Genomic DNA, 24,131 nt, shown 5'->3' with positions numbered 1-24,131 from the left:
CACCGCCGGCACCACAAGAAGGAGCAAGCCATGAGCACCACCGCCCCCACCACCACGACCATCAGCGTCTCCGGCATGACCTGCGGACACTGCGTATCGGCCGTCAGCGAAGAACTCGAAGCCCTTGAGGGCGTTGAAGCAGTGAACGTGGACCTGAACGCCGGCGGCATCTCCACCGTGACCATCACCTCCGGCAAGGAACTGTCCCCCGCGGAAATCGGCGAAGCCGTGGCCGAGGCCGGCTACCTGGTGGTTGCCAACGAAGCCTGATCACCCTCCCACTACCGGAAAGCTGCCATGAGCTACCAGGAACTGCTGCACCCACCGGGCACCCGCGTCGTCGAACTCGACATCGAAGGGATGACCTGTGCGTCCTGCGTCAACCGGGTGGAAAAGAAGCTCGGCAAACTCGACGGCGTGGCTGCAACGGTCAACCTGCCCCTGGAGTCCGCGTACGTCACGGTCCCTGCAGGCATCACCGACGAGCAACTGGTGGAGACCGTCAACGCGGCCGGCTACCAGGCGAAGGTGCGCCGGCAGCAGCCGACGGGCGGCGAAAATACAGCTGCTGAACCTGCCGCAATGCCCGCCGCCGAGCTCCGGCCGCGGCTCATCCTGGCAGCCATCCTGACGGTTCCGGTATTCCTGGTCAGCATGGTCCCGGCGTTCCAGTTCCCCAACTGGGGGTGGGTTGCGGCGGCTTTGGCCCTTCCAGTCGTCACGTGGGCGGCGTGGCCCTTCCACCGCGCAGCGGCCGTCAATGCACGGCACCTGGCATCCACCATGGACACCCTGGTATCGCTTGGGGTGGCAGCGGCCTACCTGTTTTCGGCCTGGCAGCTGCTGGCAGATCCGCGCATGACCGAGCACCCCGGCATGGAGGGCATGACCGGCGGCCTGTACTTCGAGGTGGCGGCCGTCGTCACCACCTTCCTGCTCCTGGGCCGGTACCTGGAGGCCAATGCCAAGCAGAAGGCCGGCGATGCCCTCAAGGCCCTGCTGAATTTGGGTGCCAAGGATGCCACGGTCCTGCGCGACGGCACAGAGCAGAAGATTTCCGCCGACCTGCTCCAGGTGGGCGACCTCCTGGTGGTCCGGCCAGGAGAGAAAATCGCCACAGACGGCGTGGTGGTGGACGGCGCCTCGGCCGTTGACGCGTCCCTGGTCACGGGTGAATCAGTCCCCGTCGAGGTAGGCCCGGACAGCCGCGTGACAGGTGCCACCATCAACACGTCCGGCCGCCTGCTGGTCAGGGCTACCCGGGTGGGCGCCGAAACCACCCTTGCCCAGATGGCGCGGCTGGTGTCACAAGCCCAGACCGGGAAGGCGCCCATCGCGCGGCTCGCGGACCGGATCAGCAGCGTCTTCGTGCCGGTAGTCCTGGCGCTGGCGGTGCTGACATTCGTACTCTGGCTGCTCTTCGCCGGGCCGGCCGCGGACGGGGACCACCTGCGGCAGGCGTTCACCGCCGCCGTCGCCGTCCTGGTCATTGCCTGCCCCTGCGCACTGGGCCTGGCCACGCCCGTCGGCCTGCTCACCGGTACCGGCCGCGGCGCGCAGCTGGGCATCCTGATCAAGGGCCCGCAGGTCCTTGAGGACACCCGCACCGTGGACACCATCCTCCTGGACAAGACCGGTACGGTCACCACTGGCGTCCTGGCCGTGGATGCCGCGGCAGCATTTCCAGGCTTCCAGGACCGGGACGTCCTTCGGCTTGCAGGCGCCGTCGAGGCCGCCTCGGAGCACCCGGTGGCCCGCGCCATCGCAGCAGCAGCCACGTCAGTGTCCGCAGGCAAAGCGGGCGACGCCGGCACATTGCCGGCCGTGCAGGGGTTCAGTTCCGCCCCGGGCGGCGGAGTGTCGGGCACCGTTGAGGGCAGGGCCGTGATGGCAGGGCGGAGCGGTTGGCTGGAGCAGAACGGGATCGTCCTGGACGCCCGCCGGCAGGCCATGCTCGCATCCGCTGAGCAGGGCGGAGCGACCGCCATCTGCGTCGCCGTGGACGGGAAGGCTGCTGGATTCATCAGCCTCCGGGACACTGTCAAGGAAGGTTCCGCCGCCGCCGTCGAACGGTTGAAGGCATTGGGCCTGCGGCCCGTCCTGCTGACCGGCGACAACGCCGCGGTCGCCGCCCGGGTGGCTGCCGTCGTCGGGATTGCTCCGGACGATGTCTACGCCGGCGTCCTGCCCGAAGGAAAAGTCGAGGCAGTCCGCAAGCTCCAGGCCGGCGGCGCCACGGTGGCCATGGCCGGGGACGGCGTCAACGACGCCGCTGCTTTGGCGCAGGCCGACCTGGGAATTGCGATGGGTTCGGGCACGGATGTGGCCATCGAGGCCGCGGACCTGACGGTGATGGGCAACGACCTGGCCCAGGTGGCGCAGGCCATTGAGCTGTCCAGGAAGACGCTGGGCACCATCAAGACGAACCTGTTCTGGGCGTTCTTCTACAACGCAGTGGGAATCCCGGTGGCCGCCCTGGGGCTGCTCAATCCGATGATCGCCGGCGCGGCCATGGCCGCCAGCTCGGTACTGGTGGTGGCCAACTCGCTGCGGCTGCGAAGTTTCGGCAAGTAGCCCCGGCGGCTGGCCCCCGCGGTCAGGCCGCGCCGAAACGCACTGCGGAACGCGCCTTGGCCTTGGCCGCTTCCGCGTCCCGGTCCTTGGGCGGCGCCTGCGTTACCAGCGAATCCAGCAGGTGCTGTGTGATGTGGGCGATCTCATGGACGGCGTCGTCAAAGGCCTCCTGGTTGGCCTTTGACGGCTTGGTGCTGCCGCTGATCTTGCGGACGTACTGCAGCGCAGCCGCATGCACCTCCTCGGATGAGGCATGCGGCTCGAAGTTATGGAGGGTTCGGATATTCCGGCACATAACGCCATGCTAGGCTCTTCCAACGCCTGGGATCGACCCTTTTTTCATGGTCTTCACCCGGCGTCCATGGGGAGCCCGGCATGGGCAGGGCTGCCCATCGACACTGTTTGGGGGCCGGGATAGGTTCTAGGCAATGGATCTTCCGGATGAGCCGGGGGGCCGCTGGGGATGCCGATCTTGTTCGGATCCACACACCTAACAAGGAGAAACTGATGGCTATTTGGGGTGCAGACGTTGAGCAGCTTCGCCAGCTCGGCAGCAAGCTTCAGGCAGGTGCGTCCGAGATCGAGACGCAGAAGTCCACTCTCACGAAGGTTCTGAGCAGCACCAACTGGGAAGGTCCGGACGCCACCAAGTTCCGCAACGAGTGGTCCGGTACCCACACCGCCATGCTGACCAAGGTTGCCGAGGCACTGAAGGAAGCCGGCTCACAGGCCAAGCGCAACGCCGAAGAGCAGAGCCAGGCCTCCCACTAGGCTTTACCGCCGCCCGGCGGGGGCAGGGACACCATGCGGTGTCCCTGCCTTTTCTTTTTTGCGGCCGACGACGGCGCGCACGTGCTTAGGGGACGGGCTCGACGTCGTTCGCGTGCTCCAGCGGCGACGCCTGGACTTTCATACCCGCGGCGCGTGCGGAGGCGCGAAGCTCGTCAAGCCGGACCAGGACCACACCGCCAACGATCAGGAATCCCCCGAGGAGCTGGATGGCACCGGGAAGTTCCCCAAGCAGCAGCCACGCCCACAGCACGGCAAACAGGACCTCGGTGAGCGACACGAAGGATGCAACCTTGGAGCCGAGCGCCCTGGCGGCCATGATGCCCGAGGTGTAGGCGAGTACCGTGGCCAGCACCACCAGCCCGGCAAGGGACACCCACCACGGGGTGGTCCAGGACCCAAGGGTGGTGTCCGCGGTGCTGAAGGCCATGGGCAGCAGGCCGGTGGCGGCTGCAAGCCACATCACGGCAGCGCCCGTCATGAGTCCCCCTGATGCCAGCACGATGGGAGGCAAGGTGTCGTTTTCCTTGGCGGTGATGAAGAAGTAGATGGCCAGGCAAACGGCGGCCGCCATACCCCAAAGAACCCCAACCAGATCCACTTTGACGGCGCCCGTGAGGTCCAGGACCAGCACCAGGCCGGCCAGGGAGAGGAGTGTCCCGCTGGAGGTCAGCAGCCGGGGGCGCCGGCGGCTCGCGGCCCAGAGCCACAGGACGATGATCACCGGGGCCAGGTACTCCAGCAGGAGTGCCACGCCCACGGACAAACGTGCCACAGCGTTGAAGTAGAACAACTGGCAGGCCGCCACGCCAATAAGCCCGAACAGCACGATGGTGAGCCAATTGTCCCTCAGCTGGTGCCAGCGGCCCTTGAGCGCGAAGGCGGCCGGCAGCGCAAGGATCAGGGCCGCACCCGTCAAGCGGGCGGTGACGGCAGCTCCCGGCGACCAGCCGGTCTCCAGCAGTGACTTGGCAAAGGATCCGGACAGCCCGAAGACAGCGGAGGAGAACAGCGCAATCCCGAGCCCGGGTGCCAGGAAGCCTCGGCGTCCGGCGGGCAGCTCCGTGGTGGGGATGTGGTCTTTGGCGGCAGGCACCGTCGCCTCCTGTCAGGAGTAAAGTGGGGTTATGCCCATGACATTACGCCCGGGCACTGTAAGGAGTCAACATGGTTTTCGCCCCTGACACGGAAGTGGCGCTGCGTACGGTGGTGAACCTCATCAACACGGCGGCGAATGGCAGGGAGGGACTGGCCACCCTCGAGGACCTCGATGCCTTCCTGGCCGCTGAGGGGTTTTCGGGTGGCCGCCGCCGGGATAACGCGGAACTGGAAAGCGTGCTGGAACTGCGCCGTGAACTGGCGGCAGTGTGGACGGCGGATGAGGACGCGGCGGTCGACACCGTCAACCGGCTGCTGCGGGATGCGAATGCGCTGCCCCAGCTCATGAAGCACGACGGTTGGGACTGGCACCTGCACGCCACGGCACCGGATGCTCCTTTGGCGGACCGGATGAGCACCGAGGCAGCCATGGCCCTCGCGGACGTGATCCGCGGCAAGGAAATGGACAGGATGCGCACGTGCGAATCAGAGGACTGCGATGCCGCCGTGCTGGACCTGAGCCGCAACCGGTCCAAAAGGTATTGCGACACCGGAAACTGCGCCAACCGGGCACATGTGGCCGCGTATCGGGCCAGGCAGGCGGCAGCGAATTAGCAGGCTGAGGCTGCCTGGGGCTTTGGCGCAGGTGTGCCGCTAGCGCTGGGGCGTGCTGTCGGTGCCGTCGCCGGATGCCGGCGGGTTCTGGCGGCCGGGACCTCCATGGGGGGATGCCTTGGGCGCCGAACTCAGGTTGACGCCCGATCCCTTGCCCAGGTGTTCGGCGTTCTCCTTGTAGCTCATGGACAGCATTGCGGCGATGACCAGGGTCACGATGAAGGCGATGCCGGCGGCGGTGAAGGCGAGGTCGAAGCGGGGCGCGCGGGCGCTTCCCCCGGAAGCGAAAATCAGCACCGCAACGAAGGCGACGACGGCCCAGAACGCCGAAAACATCAGCGGCCCCTTCACCGAGGTCCGCAGCTTGCGCGGTTTTCCTTGATGCTGGTCAGCCACGGTGGTTCCTCCCTGCAGGCGGCGTACGGCCACCTGGTTTACGAATTGCGGTGTCGCACCCCGGCATTTCTACAGAAAGTAGAAGGGCGCTCCTCCTAGTTTACGGCTTTCCTGCGCCGGTGCGGGCATCGTGCCGGAGGGTCAGGCCGGACAGGACCCACAGGACGCCGGAAATAATGGCCCCTCCCCCGGCAACACCCAGCAGGGCATGGGCCCCGAGGTTGACGAAGAACGGCAGCAGGATGGCGGTGCCGATCCCGATGATGCCCGACGCGATCCAGTCCCGGGCCAGCACGTGGCGCCCCCGGCGCTGAAGGCCGCAGGCAAGCTCAAAGACACCGGCCACGCCCAGCCCCAGCGCGGCAATGACTGCGAACAAGAGGTCACTGTGCAGCAGGACCACCGCAAAACCAGCCCCGGCCAGGACGGCGCCAGCGGCGGAAAGCAGCTTTCCAGGGGCGGAATTCCGGGCGAAACCCACCGCCGGGACACTCCGGAGGGACAGTACACCCGTCGCCAATAGGTAGAGGCCTCCGGCCCAGCCCATGACCTCCACGGAAGGCGAAGTCCAAAACACCGTCACTGCGCCGAACACCAGGGCAGCCGCCGAGCGCAGCAGGACCGGCTTCCAGAGGTCGGTACGGGGGGCAGTTCCCTGGGCAGCATCCGCGGGGATGGAAGATTGCGTCACCGGTCCAGTTTAGTGGGGGCTGATGGAAGGTCGAACCGGGCGCTGTTCCCCGGTTCGCCTGCAGTCAATTCAGGCGGAGCCCAGCACCATCCAGCGGTCGGACCGGGCGCGCACGCCCAGGGTGAGTGCCCGCGCGGCCATGTATCCCACGCCGAAAGCGGCCCACAGCCACCCCAGCCCTGCGGCGCCGGTTGCACCGGAGAGTGCCACCCAGGCGAGCAGCGGCACGTAGATGGCGATGTTCACCAGCCCTGCGAGGGCGAGGTAACGGGCGTCCCCCGCGCCGATCAGCACACCATCGAGCACAAAAACGTAGCCGGCGATGGGCTGTCCGGCGGCCAGGACCCAGAGCGCAACGGTGAGGACTGACTGCACGTGGGGATCCGTCGTGAACAGGGCTCCCGCCCAGGGGGCAACCGCAGCCAGCAGCAGGCCTGTCACTACGCCGAACCCGGCGCCCCACCTGGTCATGGTCCCGGTCAGCAGGCGAGCCCTGCCGGCATTGGAGGCACCGAGTTCCTTGCCGATGAGCGCCTGCGCAGCGATGGCCAGGGCATCCAAAGCGAACGCCAGGAAGGAAAAGATGGTCATGGCCAACTGATGGGCGGCAAGGTTAACTTCACCCTGGGCCGTTACCACCAGCACGGTGGCCAGTATTGCGGCCCGCAGGCTGAACGTGCGCAGCATGAGCCAGGATCCAACCCGCGTCATGCTGCGGATGCCCCGCCAGCTGGGCAGCAGGCTGACTCCGTGCCGTACGGCGTTCCGGCGGACCATCGCCACGTAAACCGCAGCCATGGCCCACTGGGCGAGGCTGGTGCCGATCGCCGAGCCGGTTACCGACAAGCCCAGCCCGTAGACAAGCCACAGGTTCAGCAGCGCGTTGACGCCGAATCCGGCCGTGGCCACCACCAGCGGGGTCCGGGTGTCCTGCAGGCCGCGCAGGACACCCGTGCCGGCGAAGATCAGCAGCATGGCCACCAGTCCCGGCATGGACCAGCGGAAGTAGTCGATGGCAAAGGTGCGGACACTGCCCTCCGCGCCCAGTAGGTCGATCAGCGGTTCGGCCGCAGCGAAGCCGGCGGCGGCGAGCAGCACGCCCAGGAGCGTGGCCAGCCACACGCCGTCGCGCCCTGCCGCGAGGGCCTTGCCGAGTTGTCCGTCCCCGATCGCGCGGGCCACGGCGGGCGTCGTCGAGTAAGCCAGGAAGACCATGAGCCCGACGGCGGTCTGCAGCACCGCTGATGCCAGCCCCACGCCTGCGAGCTGCGCGACACCAAGGTGCCCCACAATCGCCGAGTCGGCCAGCAGGAACAGGGGTTCAGCCACCAGCGCCCCGAACGCAGGGATGGCGAGGCGAAGAATTTCACGGGCAGGCCCGCGCCCTCCGGAGACGGCGGCAAGGGCAGGTTGTTGGGGCACGTTGCCAGCCTAACCGGGCCGCACGCGGGACCCTTCAAGGCATGACAAAGACCACAAGTATAACGAATTAGTTGATACTACAACTATTAATCCGGGACAGTGGAACCCATGAACAAGTCTGCACTGACCACCACTGCCCTGGCCGCCCTACGAATCATCCTCGGCTTCCTCTTCGCAGCCCATGGCTGGCAGAAGTTCAATGAATGGACCATCGCCGGCACCAAGGCGTCCTTCGCCAAGATGGGCGTCCCGGCCGCCGACGTCATGGCCCCCGCGATCGCCGTCCTCGAACTGGCAGGCGGCATTGCCCTGATCCTGGGAATCCTGACACGGGTCGTGGCCGCCCTCCTCGTGGTGGACATGCTGGGGGCCCTGTTCCTCGTACATGCCCCCGCCGGTATCTTCGCGGCAAACGGAGGCTACGAACTCGTCCTCCTGCTGGCAGCGGCATCCTTCGCCCTGGCACTTACCGGAGCCGGCCGGCTGTCCGTGGACCGCGCCCTCTTCGGCCGCCGTCCGGAATCCCGGCTGGCAGTCCTCGCGTAGCCCCTCCCCACGCCACGAACGGCGGCAGGCCACCAAAGGTGCCTGCCGCCGTCGGACTTTAAGCTGCGCTTCGCATTGTTGCAGCGCCAACCGGCCGGTAACCGGGGCCGCCAGTAGGATCGCAGCATGACTGAGACCGGCCGCCCCAACTCCGTGACCCTCCGCTTCCTCGCCGCCCCCACCGACGTGGGCCACAGCGGCTCGGTGGATGCCGGCACAGTGCTTGAGTGGGTGGACAAGGCCGCCTACGCCGCCGCGGTGGGGTGGGCCAAGTCCTACTGCGTGACCGCCTACGTGGGAAACATACATTTCGCCGATCCCGTCAACAGCGGCGACATGGTGGAAGTGGAGGCCACCATCGTTTACACCGGCCGCTCCTCCATGCACATCCACACCGTGGTCTCCTCCGGCGATCCCAAAGGCGGCCCGGCCACGATGCGGAGCCAGTGCATGGTGATCTTTGTAGCGGTCGGCGAAGATGGCAGGCCGATCCCGGTTCAGCAGTTCCAGCCCTCCACCCCAGTCGAGATTGAGCAGCGGGACCACGCCTTGGCCAGGATCAAGGTCCGGGAACAGATTGTGGAAGCCATGAACCGGCAGGAATATACAGACGCCGGCACTGCCGAGCGCGTGACGCTGAGGTTCATGGCAGCCCCCACCGACGTGAACTGGGGCGGGAAGGTCCACGGCGGCATCGTCATGAAATGGATCGACGAAGCAGCCTATGTCTGCGCCTCCCGCTACTGCGGCAGGGATACCGTGGCCGTATTCTCCGGCGGCGTCCGCTTCTACCGGCCCTTGCTGATCGGGCACGTGGTGGAAGTGGAAGCCCGCCTGGTCTACACCGGGACCAAGGGCATGCACATCGCCGTCCACGTCCGCTGCGGCGACCCCAAGGGCCGGGAGCTGGATCTCACTACCTACTGCCTCACCGTGATGGTGGCGCGCGACGACGAAGGCAACTCGGTGCCGGTTCCCGCGTGGGTGCCGGTCAGCGAGGAGGACAAGCGGCTGCATGCCCACGCCCGCGAACTCCTGGAGATCCGGGGTACGGCGCCCGGCAACCGCCTGCCGAACCACCTGCTGGCCGCCGCAGGGCCTGCCGGCAGCGCCGCGGCCCGCTCCGGGAACGAAGGGGACTAGAAGCCTCCACCGCCAGCGTCGCCCGCCATGTTCGCAAAGCGGGAGTAGTGGCCCTGGAAGGCGACCACAATGTCCTTGGTGGGGCCGTTACGGTGCTTGGCCACCAGGATGTCCGCCTCACCGGCCCGGGGTGATTCCTTGTCGTAAACATCTTCGCGGTGGAGCAGGATCACCATGTCGGCATCCTGCTCGATGGACCCGGACTCACGGAGGTCCGAGACCATGGGGCGCTTGTCCTGGCGCTGCTCCGATCCACGGTTCAGCTGGGACAGGGCAATGACGGGAACCTGGAGTTCCTTGGCGAGGAGCTTCAGCGCCCGGGAGAACTCGGAAACTTCCTGCTGGCGGGATTCCACCTTCTTGCCCGAGCTCATAAGCTGCAGGTAGTCGAGGATCACCAGCTTGAGGTCGTGCTGCTGCTTCAGGCGGCGGCACTTGGCACGGATTTCCATCAGGGACATGTTGGGGCTGTCATCGATGAACAGCGGGGCATCGTTCATGCGGCCCATGGTGGTGGCGATCTTGGACCACTGCTCGTCCTTGATGGTTCCCTTACGGAGGTCCTGGAGCCCAATGGTGGCTTCGGCTGACAACAGGCGCATGGCGATCTCGTTCCGGCCCATTTCCAGGGAGAACATCACCGTGGCGAGGTTGTTCTTGATGGCCGCGGACCGGGCGAAGTCCAGGGCGAACGTCGACTTGCCAACGGCGGGGCGCGCGGCGATGACGATCATCTGGCCGGGGTGCAGCCCGTGGGTCAACTCGTCGAGTTCGTAGAAACCTGTGGGGACACCGGTCATGCCCTCCCCGCGGTGGCCGGACGCCTCAATTTCGTCCACCGTGGACTCCATGACGTCCTTCAGCACCACGTAATCCTCCGCGGTGCGGCGTTCGGCCACGGCGTAAACCTCGGCCTGGGCCTGGTTGACCAGGTCCTCCACCTCGCCGTCGGACCCATAGCCCAGCTGGACAATCTTGGTGCCGGCGTTGACCAGGCGGCGAAGCACCGCCCGTTCGGCCACGATCTCGGCATAATAGCCGGCGTTGGCGGCAGTGGGGACGGTCTGGATCAATTCGTGGAGGTAGGCGGGCCCACCGATCCTGTTGATCTCGGCCCGCTTGGTCAGTTCATCGGACACGGTAACCGCATCTGCAGGCTCGCCGCGGCCATAGAGGTCGATGATGGCCTCATAGATGGTCTCGTGCGCCGGGCGGTAAAAATCCTGGCCGCGGAGGATCTCGACAACATCCGCGATGGCATCCTTGGACAGCATCATTCCGCCCAGGACTGACTGCTCGGCCGCGATGTCCTGTGGCGGCTTCCGGCTCGCGTCCGATCCACGGGTTGCCTCGACAGGGTCCAGATGCGCGATTGACAAAGCTGCCGTCCTCCATTTGTACCGGGTGTGCAGTCCGGTGATCCATCCTGTTCGTGGCTCCGATATCCGATCCGCCACGCGTCCAGGTCTACCCGCAGGCCCTGACAATCACGTGCCGGAGTTCCGGAAACCAGCTCCGGACCGGAGTTATCCCCAATATCCACAGCTTTTCCACAAAAAGATGTGGAGGAAGCATGGAGGAGGTCCCAGTGGCCAGAACAGGGATCCTGTTTCGGCCCCGGAGAACAGGTACCCCGCTACGCTAACTGGCATGGCGGCCGCCGCAAAGCCAGCATGCCGCACACCCTGTGGATAACCTGTGCAGTATGCGGCATAGCTTGTGCACAGCCTGTGGGGAAGTCTGTGGATACAAAGTTTTTTTCGCCCTCTTTATGCCCCTGAACTGGGAAAACACTGCCACCAGCATGTGGAGTAAATATTTCTTCCGCGGAATTTCATCCACAGGCACTGAGTGGGATCCCAGAGATGGAAGGTGCGGAACGGCCCCGGAAGAGCCCGGGCCCCCTGTCCGTGGCGCTCCTCATATTCCAGTGCGGGGGTTTGACTGGCGCCTGCGCGGCCCTGTATGCGGAAGAGTGAATATTGCTGTGGATAAACCCGATCTGGATTAGGCTCTAGGTATGGGCGATCTCCTGCTGGTGCTGTTGCCGGCGATTGTTTTGGTGGCCCTCCTATGGGGAGTCGCCACCGCGCTGCGGCCGCGCGATCCGGGCTTGTCGGAGGCCGCAAAGTACCAGCGCGAGCTTGCCGAGCGGTCGGCACGCCACTACGCGGCCCAGGTCCAGGCGGCCACTGCCGCCCGGGACCGCTTGGCCGCCGCTACCCACCCCAGCCAAAACGCCCAGCAGCACAACCAGCAGCAGGAATATATCCGTGCGGCCCGCCAGCAAAGCGAACGCACCTGGCAAAGGCCAGGAACAACAGAGAACGGCACGTGAAAATGGAATCCCTGGCGGTCCCGGTCCTTATCCTGCTCGCGGTTGTTACTGGCGTCATACTGGCGTACCGCGCCTTCCGCACCCGGAAGTCAACGCGCGGCACAGCCCCGGCCCAGGCCGCTGCCTCGTCGCAGGAATTGGCCCGCGCGGCTGCGGGCCGCTTGTCCGAGGACCAACACCGGCGGCTCTATGCCCTGATCGCCCAAGGGCAGGCCATGGCCGCCATCAAGCTCTACTACGAGGCCACCGGCGAGGGACTGCGGGCCTCCCGCGACGCTGTCGGCGCCATGGCGGCCCACCCCCAGCCTTACCGGGCCCAGGAACCGGTGCAGGTCCCGGAGGAGGACGACGACGAGCCAGAGCGGTTTCCGTACCGCTACCGGGCGATCGCGAGCAAAGGTGACGTCACCCGGGAAGTAAGCAGCAACATGCTTAACGACGAAATTTTCGGAAGGATCCGGACGCTGGCCCGGAGCGGAGAAACGGAGGCGGCAGCCACCGCGCTGACGCGGCACTCGGATATCTCGCTCAAGCAGGCCCGGGAGTTCATCGCGCTGCTGGACGACTAGGCTAGCGGCCAGCCGGCCTCCCTGGAACTGAGGTCCAGCCCATCACTGCTGCTCGTATCGAGCCCCCGCGAGAGCTGGCGGCCCAGGTCACCCCGGTCTCTGTCCGGCCGTCGTCAGCCACAAGTTTGGCGTTCTACTTGCCAGTCGAGCCGCTTCTCACAGATTGCGTCGAACGAGCTTGTGCAGACAACCGCGTTCGTGGTTCCACTCGGCTTAGGCGCAGGCTCCGGCCGGTCAGGCGTTGCCGGAAATGCCCGCCAGCAGCTGCTCGAACGGCAGGGACTCCAGCGGGACTTCCTCCCGGCCCGGCTGCGGGCCGTCAAGCAGGCGCGTGAACTCGCCGGCTGCGCGTTCGATGCGGTCCGCGAGGGATCCCCCACCCTCCTCTGCGGTTCCCCAGTCCTGCGGTCCTGCAAAGACTCCGGTGGCTGCCATGCGCGTCCGGAGGTAGCTGAACAGGGGCCGCATTGCGAAATCCAGGACCATTTGGTGCCGGTCCGTTCCGCCGGTGGCGCCCAACAGAACGGCCTTTCCGTCGAGTGACTTGGGATCAAGGACGTCGATAAAGGACTTGAAGAGGCCGCTGTAGGAGGCACTGAACACGGGAGTGACCGCAATGATTCCGTCGGACGCCTTCACACCCGCGATGACGTCCGCCAGGCGCGGCGCGGCGTAGCCGGTAACGAAGTTGTTGGCGATGTCCACGGCCAGGTCGCGGAGCTCGACGACGTCCACGGCCACCTCATAACCGGCTGCTTCCAGCTGTCGCGTGGCGGCGACCGAAAGCTGGTCAGCCAGCAGCCGACTCGACGAAGGTACGCCAAGCCCTGCGGAGAGGACGGTGATGCGGCGGGTTTCCATGGCATTCTCCTGGTGTTTGTTCAGTTCATCATACATGCGTATGCATCTATACCTTTGAACTGTTGCGCGCAGCGGAGTATTCCCGAACGAGCCTCCCGGGCGCTGGATCAGAGCAGGACGGTGCCCCGGATACAGGTAGTGGACTCGCCGCCAACCCAAATATCTCCGTCCTCCGTACTCACGTGGATGCGCCCGTCCCGTCCCAGGACGGTCCCCTGCGAGGCCACATACTGCTCCGGCGCCCTGCCGCTTCCCACCAGCCACTGGGCGGCACCGGCGTTAAAGCTGCCGGTGACGGGATCCTCTACCATTCCAGCACCCGGCAGGAACGTGCGGACTTCAAAGTCGGTTCCGGCTCCGGCATGGTATGGCCCTATGACGCCGATCTTCAGGTCGCCCATGGCAGCCTGGTCCGGTTCCAGGGCCAGCACCTGCTCTGCGGATTCCAGCAGGACGCCAATCCATTCCGGGCCGTTCACCAGCCAGCACGCGTCAACGATGTCCCCGGCAGGCACCCGCAGGGCGGCGGCCAGTTGCCGGCGGACCGGGTCCTCCACAGGGCCGAAACGTGTCAGGGGCGGCGCTGCGAAAGCCAGCCTGCCGCCGTCGAGCTTTATCCGGACCAGCCCCGCGGCGCATTCCTGCACCACGTGGCCGCCGGACTTCGGCACCCCTCCGCTCGCCAGCCAGGAATGCGCAGAGCCCAGCGTCGGATGGCCTGCGAAGGGAAACTCCTCGGCCCCGGTGAAGATCCGGACCCTGTAGTCCGCCCGCGGATCCCGGGGAGGCAGGAGGAAGGTGGTTTCCGAGAGGTTGGTCCAGTTGGCGAAGTGCTGCATGGTTGCCGCGTCCAGGCCCTGGGCATCAAGCACGACGGCGAGCGGGTTGCCGCGGTAGGCGTGGCCGGCGAAGACATCCACCTGGTGGAATGGGCGATGGCGGGGGTTCGGGTTCACCGGAGCAGGCTACCACCGGAAAACGAAAGACCCCCGCTGCCGGAGTCCGGCAGCGGGGGTCTTGGCGTGAGGCGGGGAAATTACTTTCCTGCCACCACGTCCAGTTCGATCACAGCGGCAACGTCAGCGTGGAGGCGGACGTTGGCCTGGTAGGTGCCAACCGACTTGATGTGGGCGGGCAGTTCAACCTTGCGCTTGTCGATCTTGCCAAGGCCTGCGGCCTCAACAGCGTCAGCAACGTCGCCCTGCTTGACGGTGCCGAACAGGCGGCCGGACTCGCCGGCCTTGACGACCAGCTTGACCGGCTTGGCGGACAGTGCAGCGGCCTGCTTCTGAGCATCTTCCAGGGAAGCGTGCTCGCGGGCGGCACGGGCAGCCTTGATGGACTCAACCTGCTTCTCGCCACCCTTCGACCAGGTCAGGGCGAAGTTGCGGGGCAGCAGGTAGTTACGTGCGTAACCGTCCTTGACCTCGACAACATCGCCAGCAGCACCGAGACCGGTGACCTCGTGGGTCAGAATGAGCTTTGCCATGTTAGTTAATCCCTTCCTTAGCCGCGGCCAGCGCCGGAGTAAGGCAGCAGAGCAACTTCGCGGGCGTTCTTGATTGCCTGGGCGATCTTGCGCTGTTCCTGCACCGTGACGCCAGTAACGCGACGGGCGCGGATCTTGCCGCGGTCGGAGATGAACTTGCGCAGCAATGCTACGTCCTTGTAGTCGATGACAGTGATGTCAGCGGCCTTCAAGGGGTTGGACTTTGGTTTGGGCTTACGGAGTTCAGCCTTAGCCATCGTGGAGCTCCTATTCTATGGAGCCCGTGGATATTGATCCACGGGATGGTGGTGGTCCGACGGCGGCAGTGCCCGGGTGCATCTTGCACCTTGGCAGCCCCAGCGCCGGGCCGTTGTTTAGGTTTTAGAAGGGAGGTTCGGAATCGGGGCCGTTGCCCCAGCCGCCTGCATTGGACACACCGGGCGTAGCCCAGGGATCGTCCTGTGCAGCCTGCTGGTTGCCGCCGCCCCAGCCTCCACCGGAGTTGCCGCCCTGGTTTCCACCAGAGTTGCCGCCTCCGAAGCCACCGCCGCTGTTGCCGCCACCGAAGCCGCCGCCACCCTGTCCGCCGGAGCGCTGGGTACGGTTGACCTTGGCGTTGGCGTAGCGCAGGCTGGGGCCGATTTCGTCGACCTCAAGCTCGATAACGGTGCGCTTTTCGCCTTCTTTTGTTTCGTAGGAGCGGCTCTTCAGGCGGCCGGTAACGATGACGCGCATGCCCTTGGTCAGGGACTCCGCGACGTTCTCGGCTGCTTCACGCCAAACAGCGGCGCGGAGGAACAGGGTCTCCCCGTCCTTCCACTCGTTGGACTGGCGATCAAAGGTGCGGGGGGTGGAAGCGATGGTGAAGTTCGCTACTGCCGAACCTGACGGTGTGAACCGCAATTCCGGGTCATTGGTGAGATTACCGATGACCGTAATGGTGGTCTCGCCTGCCATCTACTGCCTCCTTGTTCGATCCTGGGTGAAGAGTGCGTTTCCTGCGGGGTAAAGAATGAAGAATGGTGCTGAATTACTCAGCAACAACCTTCTGCTCTTCGGGGCGGGTGATCTTGGTGCGCATGATGGTCTCGTTAAGAGACAGCTGGCGGTCAAGTTCCTTGGCGGTCTCCGGCTTCGCGGTGAAGTTCACCACGGCGTAGATACCTTCGGACTTCTTCTTGATGTCGTAAGCCAGGCGACGACGGCCCCAGATGTCAACCTTCTCGATGGTTCCACCATCGTTCGTGATGACGTTCAGGAACTTCTGAAGCGACGGCTCAACGGTACGCTCTTCGACCTCGGGGTCGATGATTACCATCAATTCGTAAGGACGCATATGTGAACCCACCTCCTTTGGGCTAAGCGGTTACGGCATTTCCGTAACAGGAGGTTCATTTGCGATTCCGCGCGATGCCCGGCCACCGGAACGGAGGCAGGACGCAGCACAGACTTCAATATCCTAGTGCATTTGGACCCGATAGGCGATTCACGCTTGACCCAAGGCTACTGCGGGTGCTGCGCCGCGGACCTGTCAAGGCCTTCTATGTGGAAAACCCGTGCCGCGAAGGTGCAGCGCTCCTCTTCCGCTAGAGCAGAACGGCCCCGCAACTCCCTAACGCCCGCATGCCGCAAACACCCTATTGTCCCAACCAGAGCACGCGGACTACGTTGGCCCTAAATCTCTGTATCCGCTTGCGGATGTCCGGCACAGGCTGGGGATGCCACCCGAAGAGTTCATAAACCTGTGCGCAAGGAACCGACATGCCAATAGCAAAATCCCGAGCCGTCGTTGTCCAATCCCTGGCGTTGGCAGTCGCCCTGCTGCTAAGCCTCGTTGCAGGGATCAACAGTGCCCGGGCAGCGGAAAATTACGGATTCCAAAGCATCAGTTACTCCGGGGTCTCCAACCCGCCCACCGCCGACAAACCGCAAAGCAAGCTGTGGTTCAACGACGGCACTTGGTGGGCAGATATGTGGGCCACAGGCAGCGGATGGCATATCTTCAAGCTGGACAGGCCGTCCAACGCGTGGGTGGATACAGGCATCCTCAACGACAACCGGGGCAACACCCTGGCGGACACCCTCTGGGACGGAAACAAGTTGTATATCGCGTCCCACGTCGTGACGGTGTCTGGGGATGCAAGTACCCAGCCTTCCGTGCCGGGACAGCCGGCCAAGTTGTACCGATACAGCTATTCAAGCGGCAAATACACCCTCGACGCGGGCTTTCCCACCACCATCACCAACAACAGCAGTGAGTCGATGACCATTGACAAAGACACCACCGGGGCCATCTGGGCAACGTGGACCCAGGTCGCCGGGAGTTCTGCTGCAGGCTATACCAACACGGTCTATGTCAATTACTCCGCTCCGGGAGGAACCAGTTGGGGGACGCCTTTCGTCCTTCCTGTTTCCAATCCGAATCCTGCCCCGGATGACATCTCGGCAGTCGTGGCTTATGGCTCCAATAAGATCGGCGTGATGTGGACCGATCACCGTACGGATGCGGTCTACTGGGCCCGGCGCACTGATGGAACCTCACCCACCGCGGCCTCCTCGTGGAATGTGCAGCCGGCTGTACAGGGCAAAGGCCAAGCCGACGATCATCTGAACTTAAAATCCCTCATGGCGGATTCCCAGGGGCGCGTCTATGCGGCAGTGAAAACGAGCCTGAACGACATCTCTTCGGACGGAACGCTCCCGGAGCTCCAGCTGCTGGTTTTCCGTCCTGGAACCGGTTCCTTCACCCGCACGACCATTGCTACCATCTCAGACTGCGTCACTCGACCGCAGATTCTTCTTGACACGGCAAATAATCTGGTCCGGGCGTTTTATACGGCACCCTCCACCTCTGTGTCGGGCTGCGCGTATTCCGGCATTCCGGGAAGCATTTATGAGAAGACGGCATCGATGGACAGCCCGGTTTTCGGTACCGGCCGCGGAACGCCGATCATCCAGGATGGAGCGTCTGCCAATATGAATGACGTCACCACGACCAAGCAAAGCGTCAACGCAACAACGGGCGTGGTAGTCATGGCCAGCAACAATGCCACAAAACGATACTGGTACTCGGACCGGCCGCTGGGTGCAGCGCCTTCGCCGAGCCCGACACCCACACCCACACCCACACCCACACCCACACCCACACCCACAGGAAGTATTACAGCAGTGGGTACAACCAGCAGCTACTCCGGCACGGCAGCCACCGTCACGCTGCCTAAACCCGCGGGAGCGGCGGCAGGCGATGTGCTAGTGGCATCCTTCACCGCCGACCTGAACCCTGCGATCGCCTCGGTGCCACCTGGCTGGACGCCGATCGTAAACGGTCTCCGCGTTTGGACCGGGGCAGAAGTATTCGCGTATTACCACGTCGTTGGAACCGGCGACGGTAGCTCGTATTCGTGGACCACCAGCCCGGCGGTGAAGTGGGGTGGCGGTATCACCGCATATCGGGGAGTCAACACCACCACACCCCTGGACACCAGCGTTGCCACGGCGGTCTCCGCCGGGACCAGCATCACGGTGGCAAGCGTTACCACTTCCAGCGCCGGAGCGTTGATTATCGGCGGGGTCGGGTACGACAGTGCGACGCCTGCTGTCACACCTCCCCCCGGCTGGACCGAGCGCTGGGAAGCAGCCGGCGGGCAAATTACCGAAGAAGCGGACAAGTCCCAGTCCGCAGCAGGAGCCAGTGGCACCAGTACCTGGACGTTTTCCGCCAGTAAGTCCGCTGGAGCCTGGCAGACGGCGCTGAAGCCGGCACCGTAATCCACCCGTCCAACTGCCGGGTTTGCCTGGCTGTGCCCCAGGCAAACCCTGCAGTTACCCGCAGTATCCACAATATTCGCCCCCCGTGCCCGCATCCTCCCAGGTAGGACGGATCGCGTCCGCCGCCATCGCCATAGCGTTGCTTCACGCCGTTCGTCAGGCAACGACACAGGCACCCGCCGGAAAAGGGGCATCAATGACAGCAGAAGTGGTAATTCGCAAAGACCCGGCCGTTCCGGGGCCATTTGCTGAGGCCGCCTATCCGGCGCTTCAACCCACAGAAGGGATCGAGGTCTTGACCAATCAGGAGATGGGCGGCAGCGATGAAAAGGCTGCAGGCATGGGATTGAGGGACTACGTGCGGGTGGCCCGCACGTACTGGAAGTCGATCACCGCCGTGACCCTCGGCATCACAATTGCAGTGATGGCTTGGAGCGCACTCCAGCCGCGCGTGTACGCGGCGGAAGCCTCTGCCGTCGTCCTTGCAGTGGGAACCGACAACGTGAGCACTTTGCTGCAGGGTGACACACTCGCCAAGGCCAGGGCCAAGAACTACAAGTCCCTGGCTGAGTCCCGCCTCGTGGCGGACAACGTCCGCTCCTCTTTGGGCTTGACCCAAACAAGCGAAGACCTGCTAAAAGACGTCACTGTAAATGTCCCGCTTGATTCGGCTGAGGTGTTCGTCAAGGCGGAGTCTGACGACCCGGCAACTGCCCAGAAGGTCGCAGACGCCTGGATCGCCGAATTAGCCAAACAGGTTCACGACAGGGAAGCGGCAGCCGCCTCTGCACAGCCAGCCTCCCCCGCAATCCCGCGACTGTCCCTGATCCCGCTCGATGCAGCCACTGTTCCCACCCAGCCTGTTTCGCCGGGGCTGGCACTGGCCACGCTCTTTGGCTTTGCAGGCGGCCTTGTCCTGGCCTGTGCAGCCGCCCTTTTGCGGAACCACTTGGACCGCCGTCTCCGCACCGCCGACGACGTCGAACGTCTCTCATCCCTGCCTGTGATCGCAGCCCTTCCCCTGGAAGCAAAGCTTAAGGCGGACCACCACTCGGCAGCAGGCCTCTCCGCGAAGCCAGGCAGCGGGGCGCAAAGTCCGGCGTTTGCGGAGTCCCTTCGTGAGCTTCGCACCAACTTGGCGTTCCTCGACGTCGACAACCCGCCGCGCATCATCGTCGTTTCAAGCTCGGTGAGCGGGGAGGGGAAGTCCACCGTGGCGGCAAACTTGGCCGCTACGATGGCGGCAGCGGGTGAAAAGGTGGTTGTTGTTGACGGGGACCTTAGGCACCCGAGCCTTGCCAAAATCTTCGACCTCGTTCCCGGTGTAGGCGTCACAGACATACTCACCGGAAAAGCTGAACTGGATGATGTTCTTCAACAGCGCGGTGATCTGCCAAACCTTTCAATCCTGGGTGCCGGCCGGATCCCGCCGAACCCGAGCGAACTGCTCAGCTCGCATGCAATGCGGCATCTTGTAAATTCCCTCGCAGACCGCGGCATCGTCATCATCGACGCCCCGCCCCTGCTCCCGGTAACGGATGCAGTACTCCTCACGCGCATCGCGCACGGCGCCATAGTCGTGGTCAGGGCCGGCCGAACCACAACGGATCAACTGCGGAAAGCCCTTGGAAACCTTCGAAAGGTCAACGCCGGAATCCTGGGAACGCTTATCAACGGCCTTCCCTCCAAGGAGTTCGACGGGTACACCTACTACACGCCGGAACCAGAGGCGGCCCCCCTGCCCGCGACCCATGCCCCGTCCACCGTTCATGGTCCCAGGACGGCCCAGCATCCACCTGCTGCTCCGTTGCCAGGTTCTGAAAAGTCCCGGAGAAGCGTCCCCTCGTCGTAGGCAGGGTGCCCGGCTTTCCCCGCATTTCTATGCCATAACAGCCCGCTATCGTTCGTGGGCGCTGCCTTCACGCTCTCTGAGGAGACCGAATGTCCAAATCTGTGGTTGTCATCGGAACACGTGGCTACCCAAGCTATTACGGGGGCTTTGAAACGGCCGTCCGTCACCTTGCTCCCTTCCTCGCGGAAAACGGCTGGGATGTGACTGTCTACTGCCGGGAGGGACAAACGAAGGACGACGACGCGGCACGCGATTTGCGGGTGCGCACAACGAGGACCTGGGGGCTGGAAAGCAAGTCCCTCAGCACCCTGTCGTTTGGACTGACTTCGGTTCTGCATTCGCTGATGCACAAGCCCAAAGTTGCCTTGGTAATGAACGTCGCGAACGGGTTTTTCCTGCCCTTGCTCAAGCTTCGGGGAATACCGAGTGTTGTGAACGTTGACGGCATTGAATGGGAACGAGCCAAATGGAACCGTATCGCCAAGTTCGTCTTCAAGCTCGGCGCCCTGATGACGGCCCGATACGGCACCATCCTGGTCAGCGACTCGCTGGAAATCCAGCGGCGGTGGCGGGAGGAATTTGGCCGCGACAGCGTGTTCATCCCTTATGGCGGATTAGTCCCCGCCCAAAGTGACGTTGTCGCCGGATATGAACACGACAAATACGTGCTTATGGTGGCACGGTTCGTTCCGGAGAACACAGTGTCAGAATTCTTCGAAGCGGCACAACATCTTGCCGAACATCACAGGGTGGTGATTGTAGGATCGACGGGCTACGGCGGAGACCTGGATGAGGCTGCGCGGCGGTTGAGCGAGCATCCCAATGTGGACTGGCTGGGCCATCTCAGCGATGACAAAAAGCTTCTGTCACTTTGGCAGCATGCCGGTGCATACTTCCACGGCCACAGCGTCGGAGGGACAAACCCCGCCCTGGTCCAGGCCATGGCTTGCGGAGCACCGGTCATAGCCCGCGACACGCCCTATAACGCAGAAGTCCTCGGTTCGGACGAATACCTGGTCCCTCCCGAGCCACTGGCAATCAAGGCGGCAGTGGAACGCATGCTGAAGGATGACGACGAACGGACCAAATGCAGGGAGGCCAACAAGAAGCGGGCCGCCTCCCAGTACGACTGGACGGACGTATGCATGCGCTACGAGAGCGCCATGCGGGACGCTATCAATGGAAAGAAGTCAGAGAAGGGGGAGGAGGGGCACAGGAATGACATCCACGGAGCCAGCGACCTCCGGTCCACTCTCCGCTAGGGAGCCGGCGCGGGTCATTGTGGTCAACCCGCTTGGTGTTGCGCTTGGACACTACACTGCTGCCTTGTGCGCTCATCTTCGGGACAGCGGGGCCGAGACAGAGGTCATTTCCGTCGCGGAACCGTCGCAGTCCGGAAACGGCCGACTGCAGTGGCTTATTTCCTATACCCAAGCTCTGGTGTCGGCCGGACGCCTCGCCCGCCAAAGTGCTGTACCGAGCAAAGTGCTCGTGACATGGCCGGTACTGGGGTTCGTGGACCTCTTTACAGTCAAGCTCACCTGCGGCAGTTCAGGGATGATCGTCTACCACGATCCGCGCCCGCTTGTGAGGTCCTTGGGCAGCAGCAGCCTCTTAGCCGGACTTGCGGCACACCTCAGGAGACGTCCCGGCACACTGGTCCACAGCAGTGAGGCAGCTGAGGCCATGCGTGGCCTCAGACTGGGCGACGGCGTAGTCCTGTTGCCCCATCCCATGCTTCCAGTGCATGACGCGATGCAAGGGTTCCCATCGGTCAAAGGAGACAGTGGGCCGCCAATAATCCGGGTGCTTGGACAATATAAGCCGGATCGGGATGTCGCATTGCTTGAGGAGCTGGCCACCAGGCTCACGTCGAAGTACACGCTTGAGATTGTCGGCCGCGGATGGCCAGCCGTTAGCGGTTGGACGGTCGTGGCGCGCTTTGTGCCTGAAGACGAGCTTGATCAGCTGATTTCGACCAGCGACGCGATCATCATCCCCTATAGGCGCTTCTACCAAAGCGGGATTGCTATCCGCGCCTTGGAGCAGGCCGTTCCTATCGTGGGACGAGCGGGAACAAGCCTTCGCGAACTCTACGGCGCCCAGTCCAAGCTCCTGGTAATGGAATCAGGCGAACATCGGAGAACATCCATCGATGGCTGGATCAGTGCTATTGACCATGCAGTGGCCCACGGGCGAACCGAAGCAGCCCTAGCCGGCAAACTCTTTCACGAGGGCGCGTCGAGTGGTTGGGCATCGCTGTACCGAAGCTGGCTCCAAGCGGAACCATAAGGCCTGCCATCGCCATCTGAGCTAAGGGCAACGGCTGCCCGATGTTTTCTGCGCCAAACGACCGCGGCGGGCTCCGTCCCCATTCCGCCCTCGTAGGGGTCTTTCTAGCCTGGCAGCGCCACTTACCTTGCAACGGCTTTAGGACGCATGCGGCGCTTTAGCTGGACCCGTTTGCCCGGCACAGATTATGGGAGGGTACAGCGGTGCGGGCGATGTTGGTAGGGAGCGGCTCTCTGCAGTACCAGGACTGCCGTCCGCCGAGAGAGGCCCTAATTAAGACTGAACCCGAGTTGCATGAAGCGTAAAGGGCCCCGAAGCTGCTGGTACGGCCGGGGAAACAGCAGCTTCGGGCGCGGAGTAACGGCGCCGATGCGCTGTAATTGCCAGTGCGACCAAGAGCCAAGTTATCGGGAAGAAGACTGCGTTCGAAAAGAGGCTGCTAATGAGGCAAAACGTCAGGAGCTGACCCGGAATGGTCCGAAGCCTGATCAATGCAAGGGTGACGAGGAATGCGACCAGAGGTACCGCAAACCACGCTCCGTCAACCCACATGCCCAGGATCCAGTTGCTGGCCACGTTGTTCTGCGCCTCACCCACCGCATCAAATTGTCCCCACGCACCCACACGGCCAGCCGCGCTAATGCCGTGTCCGTACACCGGCACAGAGTCAGCGAGAGTCATCAACGAATCATTTTGCCTGATGCGCGCCTGCCCGGAGATGTCATCCTCCTGAACGGTTCCGATCATCGTCGAAACCCGCCGCACCAAATCTTCCTGAAGTTGTGGAACCGCCGTCAGGGCAATCGTGGATGCCAGCACGGCTGCGCCTACGGCAGCCAGGCGGCCTCTTCTGGGTCCCTTCATCTTGGGACTGGCCGCGTGGGAAAGACGGTGAACAACTGCGGCACACAAGACCAGCGCGAGGGTTCCGACCAGGGCCACCCAGGAAGCGCGCGCCATTGCCAAGACGAGCACCATAAAGTTTGTGAGGCTGAAGATAACCTTCCCCGCCCTGGATAGAGCCACGCGCCAGCTAAGAATGACACCTACGCCGGCGTACATACCCAGCCAGTCGGGCTCGGGGTAGATGCCGGTTGGACGCCCGATGGCACTGATCTGAAGATGCCACAGATCGCTCGGCACAAGCTTGAAGACCTGCAAAAGACCGACTGCGCTACCGATAGTTGACATGACGAGGAGGCCCCAGAGCATGGCCTTTGCATCATCTCGGCTTGACCGGAGCACCACTATCCCAGCGGACGCGACAAGTCCGAGCAATTGCAGCGCCAGGGTGGCACTGTTGACCAAGTCTCCGAGTAGCGCAGTGGAAGCAAACAAGACTGCGGAAAAACAAAGGGGAACCAGGAACTTGGCGGACCTCCGGTTACCGGCACCCTGCGGGATGAAAAGCCAAATCACCGCCAAGATCGTGAATAGATGGATGCGGAAAACCTGCACGCCAACCAAGCCCGCGGACGCGCCGAGCAAGAACGAAAGTGCCGTGCGACGCTCGGGGTGCGTTAGCAGTGCCACGAGGGCAAGCAGGCCTGCGGCACTCCCCAATCCAAGATAAAGAGCCTCCACGCGCAGATCCTCTCCGGCTGCCAATAAAAGTGTCTTCTTGCTCGTCTTCCACGCTAATCCGGGGTGCGCCCGGCCCATAGGTTCTTGGCGGGAGTATGTGGATA

Annotated in this window: 25 protein-coding genes; 12 read left to right on the top strand and 13 right to left on the bottom strand. The window is 63.9% G+C overall.

The features are described from left to right. Positions 1–30: 30 nt before the first annotated feature. Positions 31–270 (top strand): cation transporter, encoded by a 240-nt coding sequence (locus PV772_RS06085; RefSeq protein ID WP_141158866.1) that lies wholly within the window; start codon positions 31–33, stop codon positions 268–270. A gap of 27 nt (positions 271–297) precedes the next feature. After that, a complete protein-coding gene (locus tag PV772_RS06080) occupies positions 298–2,574 on the top strand; it encodes a heavy metal translocating P-type ATPase (protein ID WP_347885637.1) in 2,277 nt (758 codons plus the stop codon). A 22-nt stretch (positions 2,575–2,596) separates the two neighbouring features. Here PV772_RS06080 and PV772_RS06075 read toward each other — a convergent pair whose 3' ends face one another. Next, positions 2,597–2,869 carry a DUF2277 domain-containing protein gene (locus tag PV772_RS06075; protein ID WP_141158864.1) on the bottom strand — a complete coding sequence of 91 codons (273 nt, stop codon included), beginning with the start codon at positions 2,867–2,869 and terminating at the stop codon, positions 2,597–2,599. A 212-nt stretch (positions 2,870–3,081) separates the two neighbouring features. Between PV772_RS06075 and PV772_RS06070 the strand changes: the two genes are divergently transcribed. Next, the gene (locus PV772_RS06070; protein ID WP_110545130.1) at positions 3,082–3,345 is read left to right on the top strand and encodes a WXG100 family type VII secretion target; all 264 of its coding nucleotides are present in this window, start codon (positions 3,082–3,084) and stop codon (positions 3,343–3,345) included. A gap of 85 nt (positions 3,346–3,430) precedes the next feature. On the opposite strand, the gene PV772_RS06065 is transcribed toward PV772_RS06070, so the two are convergent. Continuing rightward, complete coding sequence (locus PV772_RS06065; RefSeq protein WP_347885636.1) at positions 3,431–4,459, bottom strand: EamA family transporter; 1,029 nt, start codon at positions 4,457–4,459, stop codon at positions 3,431–3,433. Positions 4,460–4,530: 71 nt separating this feature from the next. On the opposite strand from PV772_RS06065, the gene PV772_RS06060 reads away from it, so the two are divergent. Beyond that, positions 4,531–5,076 (top strand): CGNR zinc finger domain-containing protein, encoded by a 546-nt coding sequence (locus tag PV772_RS06060; RefSeq protein ID WP_141182815.1) that lies wholly within the window; start codon positions 4,531–4,533, stop codon positions 5,074–5,076. Positions 5,077–5,115: 39 nt separating this feature from the next. Here PV772_RS06060 and PV772_RS06055 read toward each other — a convergent pair whose 3' ends face one another. From PV772_RS06055 to PV772_RS06045, 3 genes are all read right to left on the bottom strand, one after another. After that, the gene (locus PV772_RS06055) at positions 5,116–5,472 is read right to left on the bottom strand and encodes a hypothetical protein (RefSeq protein WP_141182816.1); all 357 of its coding nucleotides are present in this window, start codon (positions 5,470–5,472) and stop codon (positions 5,116–5,118) included. A 100-nt stretch (positions 5,473–5,572) separates the two neighbouring features. After that, a complete protein-coding gene (locus PV772_RS06050; RefSeq protein ID WP_210411337.1) occupies positions 5,573–6,163 on the bottom strand; it encodes a hypothetical protein in 591 nt (196 codons plus the stop codon). A 69-nt stretch (positions 6,164–6,232) separates the two neighbouring features. Continuing rightward, complete coding sequence (locus tag PV772_RS06045) at positions 6,233–7,585, bottom strand: MATE family efflux transporter (protein ID WP_347885635.1); 1,353 nt, start codon at positions 7,583–7,585, stop codon at positions 6,233–6,235. A gap of 108 nt (positions 7,586–7,693) precedes the next feature. Here PV772_RS06045 and PV772_RS06040 point away from each other — a divergent pair, with 108 nt between their 5' ends. Both PV772_RS06040 and PV772_RS06035 read left to right on the top strand, forming a co-directional pair. Continuing rightward, the gene (locus PV772_RS06040; protein WP_347885634.1) at positions 7,694–8,131 is read left to right on the top strand and encodes a DoxX family protein; all 438 of its coding nucleotides are present in this window, start codon (positions 7,694–7,696) and stop codon (positions 8,129–8,131) included. A gap of 126 nt (positions 8,132–8,257) precedes the next feature. After that, positions 8,258–9,274: a hotdog domain-containing protein gene (locus PV772_RS06035; RefSeq protein ID WP_347885633.1), complete on the top strand. Its 1,017-nt coding sequence runs from the start codon at positions 8,258–8,260 to the stop codon at positions 9,272–9,274. Here PV772_RS06035 and dnaB read toward each other — a convergent pair. Beyond that, the gene (dnaB, locus tag PV772_RS06030) at positions 9,271–10,653 is read right to left on the bottom strand and encodes a replicative DNA helicase (protein ID WP_141158857.1); all 1,383 of its coding nucleotides are present in this window, start codon (positions 10,651–10,653) and stop codon (positions 9,271–9,273) included. The genes PV772_RS06035 and dnaB overlap by 4 nt on opposite strands. 641 nt (positions 10,654–11,294) lie before the next feature. Here dnaB and PV772_RS06025 point away from each other — a divergent pair. Continuing rightward, the gene (locus PV772_RS06025) at positions 11,295–11,612 is read left to right on the top strand and encodes a hypothetical protein (RefSeq protein WP_141158856.1); all 318 of its coding nucleotides are present in this window, start codon (positions 11,295–11,297) and stop codon (positions 11,610–11,612) included. 2 nt (positions 11,613–11,614) lie between these two features. After that, positions 11,615–12,181 (top strand): hypothetical protein, encoded by a 567-nt coding sequence (locus PV772_RS06020; protein ID WP_141183487.1) that lies wholly within the window; start codon positions 11,615–11,617, stop codon positions 12,179–12,181. Between the two features lie 234 nt (positions 12,182–12,415). Here the strand turns inward: PV772_RS06020 and PV772_RS06015 are convergent, their stop codons facing one another. The 6 genes from PV772_RS06015 to rpsF all read right to left on the bottom strand — a co-directional run bounded on the left by PV772_RS06015 (position 12,416) and on the right by rpsF (position 15,867). Further along, positions 12,416–13,042: an FMN reductase gene (locus PV772_RS06015; RefSeq protein ID WP_347885704.1), complete on the bottom strand. Its 627-nt coding sequence runs from the start codon at positions 13,040–13,042 to the stop codon at positions 12,416–12,418. Between the two features lie 107 nt (positions 13,043–13,149). Beyond that, the gene (locus PV772_RS06010; protein ID WP_347885632.1) at positions 13,150–13,998 is read right to left on the bottom strand and encodes a PhzF family phenazine biosynthesis protein; all 849 of its coding nucleotides are present in this window, start codon (positions 13,996–13,998) and stop codon (positions 13,150–13,152) included. Positions 13,999–14,078: 80 nt separating this feature from the next. Next, the gene (gene rplI / locus PV772_RS06005) at positions 14,079–14,531 is read right to left on the bottom strand and encodes a 50S ribosomal protein L9 (protein ID WP_141158853.1); all 453 of its coding nucleotides are present in this window, start codon (positions 14,529–14,531) and stop codon (positions 14,079–14,081) included. 17 nt (positions 14,532–14,548) lie between these two features. After that, positions 14,549–14,788: a 30S ribosomal protein S18 gene (rpsR, locus tag PV772_RS06000; protein WP_003800144.1), complete on the bottom strand. Its 240-nt coding sequence runs from the start codon at positions 14,786–14,788 to the stop codon at positions 14,549–14,551. A gap of 124 nt (positions 14,789–14,912) precedes the next feature. Beyond that, complete coding sequence (locus PV772_RS05995) at positions 14,913–15,488, bottom strand: single-stranded DNA-binding protein (protein ID WP_141158852.1); 576 nt, start codon at positions 15,486–15,488, stop codon at positions 14,913–14,915. A 73-nt stretch (positions 15,489–15,561) separates the two neighbouring features. After that, positions 15,562–15,867, bottom strand: a complete 306-nt coding sequence (gene rpsF, locus PV772_RS05990; protein WP_015939036.1) for a 30S ribosomal protein S6 — start codon at positions 15,865–15,867, stop codon at positions 15,562–15,564. 695 nt (positions 15,868–16,562) lie between these two features. On the opposite strand from rpsF, the gene PV772_RS05985 reads away from it, so the two are divergent. The 4 genes from PV772_RS05985 (at position 16,563) to PV772_RS05970 (ending at position 22,443) form a co-directional block, all read left to right on the top strand. After that, positions 16,563–18,299, top strand: a complete 1,737-nt coding sequence (locus tag PV772_RS05985) for a hypothetical protein (protein ID WP_347885631.1) — start codon at positions 16,563–16,565, stop codon at positions 18,297–18,299. Positions 18,300–18,594: 295 nt separating this feature from the next. After that, positions 18,595–20,151: a polysaccharide biosynthesis tyrosine autokinase gene (locus PV772_RS05980; protein WP_347885630.1), complete on the top strand. Its 1,557-nt coding sequence runs from the start codon at positions 18,595–18,597 to the stop codon at positions 20,149–20,151. An 89-nt stretch (positions 20,152–20,240) separates the two neighbouring features. After that, complete coding sequence (locus PV772_RS05975; RefSeq protein ID WP_347885629.1) at positions 20,241–21,413, top strand: glycosyltransferase; 1,173 nt, start codon at positions 20,241–20,243, stop codon at positions 21,411–21,413. 64 nt (positions 21,414–21,477) lie between these two features. Further along, the gene (locus tag PV772_RS05970) at positions 21,478–22,443 is read left to right on the top strand and encodes a hypothetical protein (protein WP_347885628.1); all 966 of its coding nucleotides are present in this window, start codon (positions 21,478–21,480) and stop codon (positions 22,441–22,443) included. A gap of 273 nt (positions 22,444–22,716) precedes the next feature. Here the strand turns inward: PV772_RS05970 and PV772_RS05965 are convergent, their stop codons facing one another. Further along, on the bottom strand, positions 22,717–24,027 hold the full coding sequence (locus PV772_RS05965) for a hypothetical protein (RefSeq protein ID WP_347885627.1): 1,311 nt from the start codon (positions 24,025–24,027) through the stop codon (positions 22,717–22,719). Between the last annotated feature and the right edge of the window lie 104 nt (positions 24,028–24,131).

It is taken from the genome of Pseudarthrobacter sp. CC12 (assembly GCF_039907755.1).
Lineage (GTDB): Bacteria > Actinomycetota > Actinomycetes > Actinomycetales > Micrococcaceae > Arthrobacter > Arthrobacter niigatensis.
The sequence above is the reverse complement of the archived record's forward strand: the minus strand, read 5'-3'. Positions and strand labels throughout refer to the sequence as shown.

Excerpts from the sequence above, each read along its gene's own strand:
- PV772_RS06025 (WP_141158856.1), top strand. The coding sequence starts at position 11,295 with ATGGGCGATCTCCTGCTGGTGCTGTTGCCGGCGATTGTTTTGGTGGCC.
- PV772_RS06085 (WP_141158866.1), top strand. The coding sequence starts at position 31 with ATGAGCACCACCGCCCCCACCACCACGACCATCAGCGTCTCCGGCATG.
- PV772_RS06070 (WP_110545130.1), top strand. The coding sequence starts at position 3,082 with ATGGCTATTTGGGGTGCAGACGTTGAGCAGCTTCGCCAGCTCGGCAGC.
- rplI (WP_141158853.1), bottom strand. The coding sequence starts at position 14,531 with ATGGCAAAGCTCATTCTGACCCACGAGGTCACCGGTCTCGGTGCTGCT.
- PV772_RS06060 (WP_141182815.1), top strand. The coding sequence starts at position 4,531 with ATGGTTTTCGCCCCTGACACGGAAGTGGCGCTGCGTACGGTGGTGAAC.
- PV772_RS06035 (WP_347885633.1), top strand. The coding sequence starts at position 8,258 with ATGACTGAGACCGGCCGCCCCAACTCCGTGACCCTCCGCTTCCTCGCC.
- PV772_RS06020 (WP_141183487.1), top strand. The coding sequence starts at position 11,615 with ATGGAATCCCTGGCGGTCCCGGTCCTTATCCTGCTCGCGGTTGTTACT.
- PV772_RS06080 (WP_347885637.1), top strand. The coding sequence starts at position 298 with ATGAGCTACCAGGAACTGCTGCACCCACCGGGCACCCGCGTCGTCGAA.
- rpsR (WP_003800144.1), bottom strand. The coding sequence starts at position 14,788 with ATGGCTAAGGCTGAACTCCGTAAGCCCAAACCAAAGTCCAACCCCTTG.
- rpsF (WP_015939036.1), bottom strand. The coding sequence starts at position 15,867 with ATGCGTCCTTACGAATTGATGGTAATCATCGACCCCGAGGTCGAAGAG.
- PV772_RS06040 (WP_347885634.1), top strand. The coding sequence starts at position 7,694 with ATGAACAAGTCTGCACTGACCACCACTGCCCTGGCCGCCCTACGAATC.
- PV772_RS05995 (WP_141158852.1), bottom strand. The coding sequence starts at position 15,488 with ATGGCAGGCGAGACCACCATTACGGTCATCGGTAATCTCACCAATGAC.
- PV772_RS06015 (WP_347885704.1), bottom strand. The coding sequence starts at position 13,042 with ATGGAAACCCGCCGCATCACCGTCCTCTCCGCAGGGCTTGGCGTACCT.
- PV772_RS06075 (WP_141158864.1), bottom strand. The coding sequence starts at position 2,869 with ATGTGCCGGAATATCCGAACCCTCCATAACTTCGAGCCGCATGCCTCA.
- PV772_RS05975 (WP_347885629.1), top strand. The coding sequence starts at position 20,241 with ATGTCCAAATCTGTGGTTGTCATCGGAACACGTGGCTACCCAAGCTAT.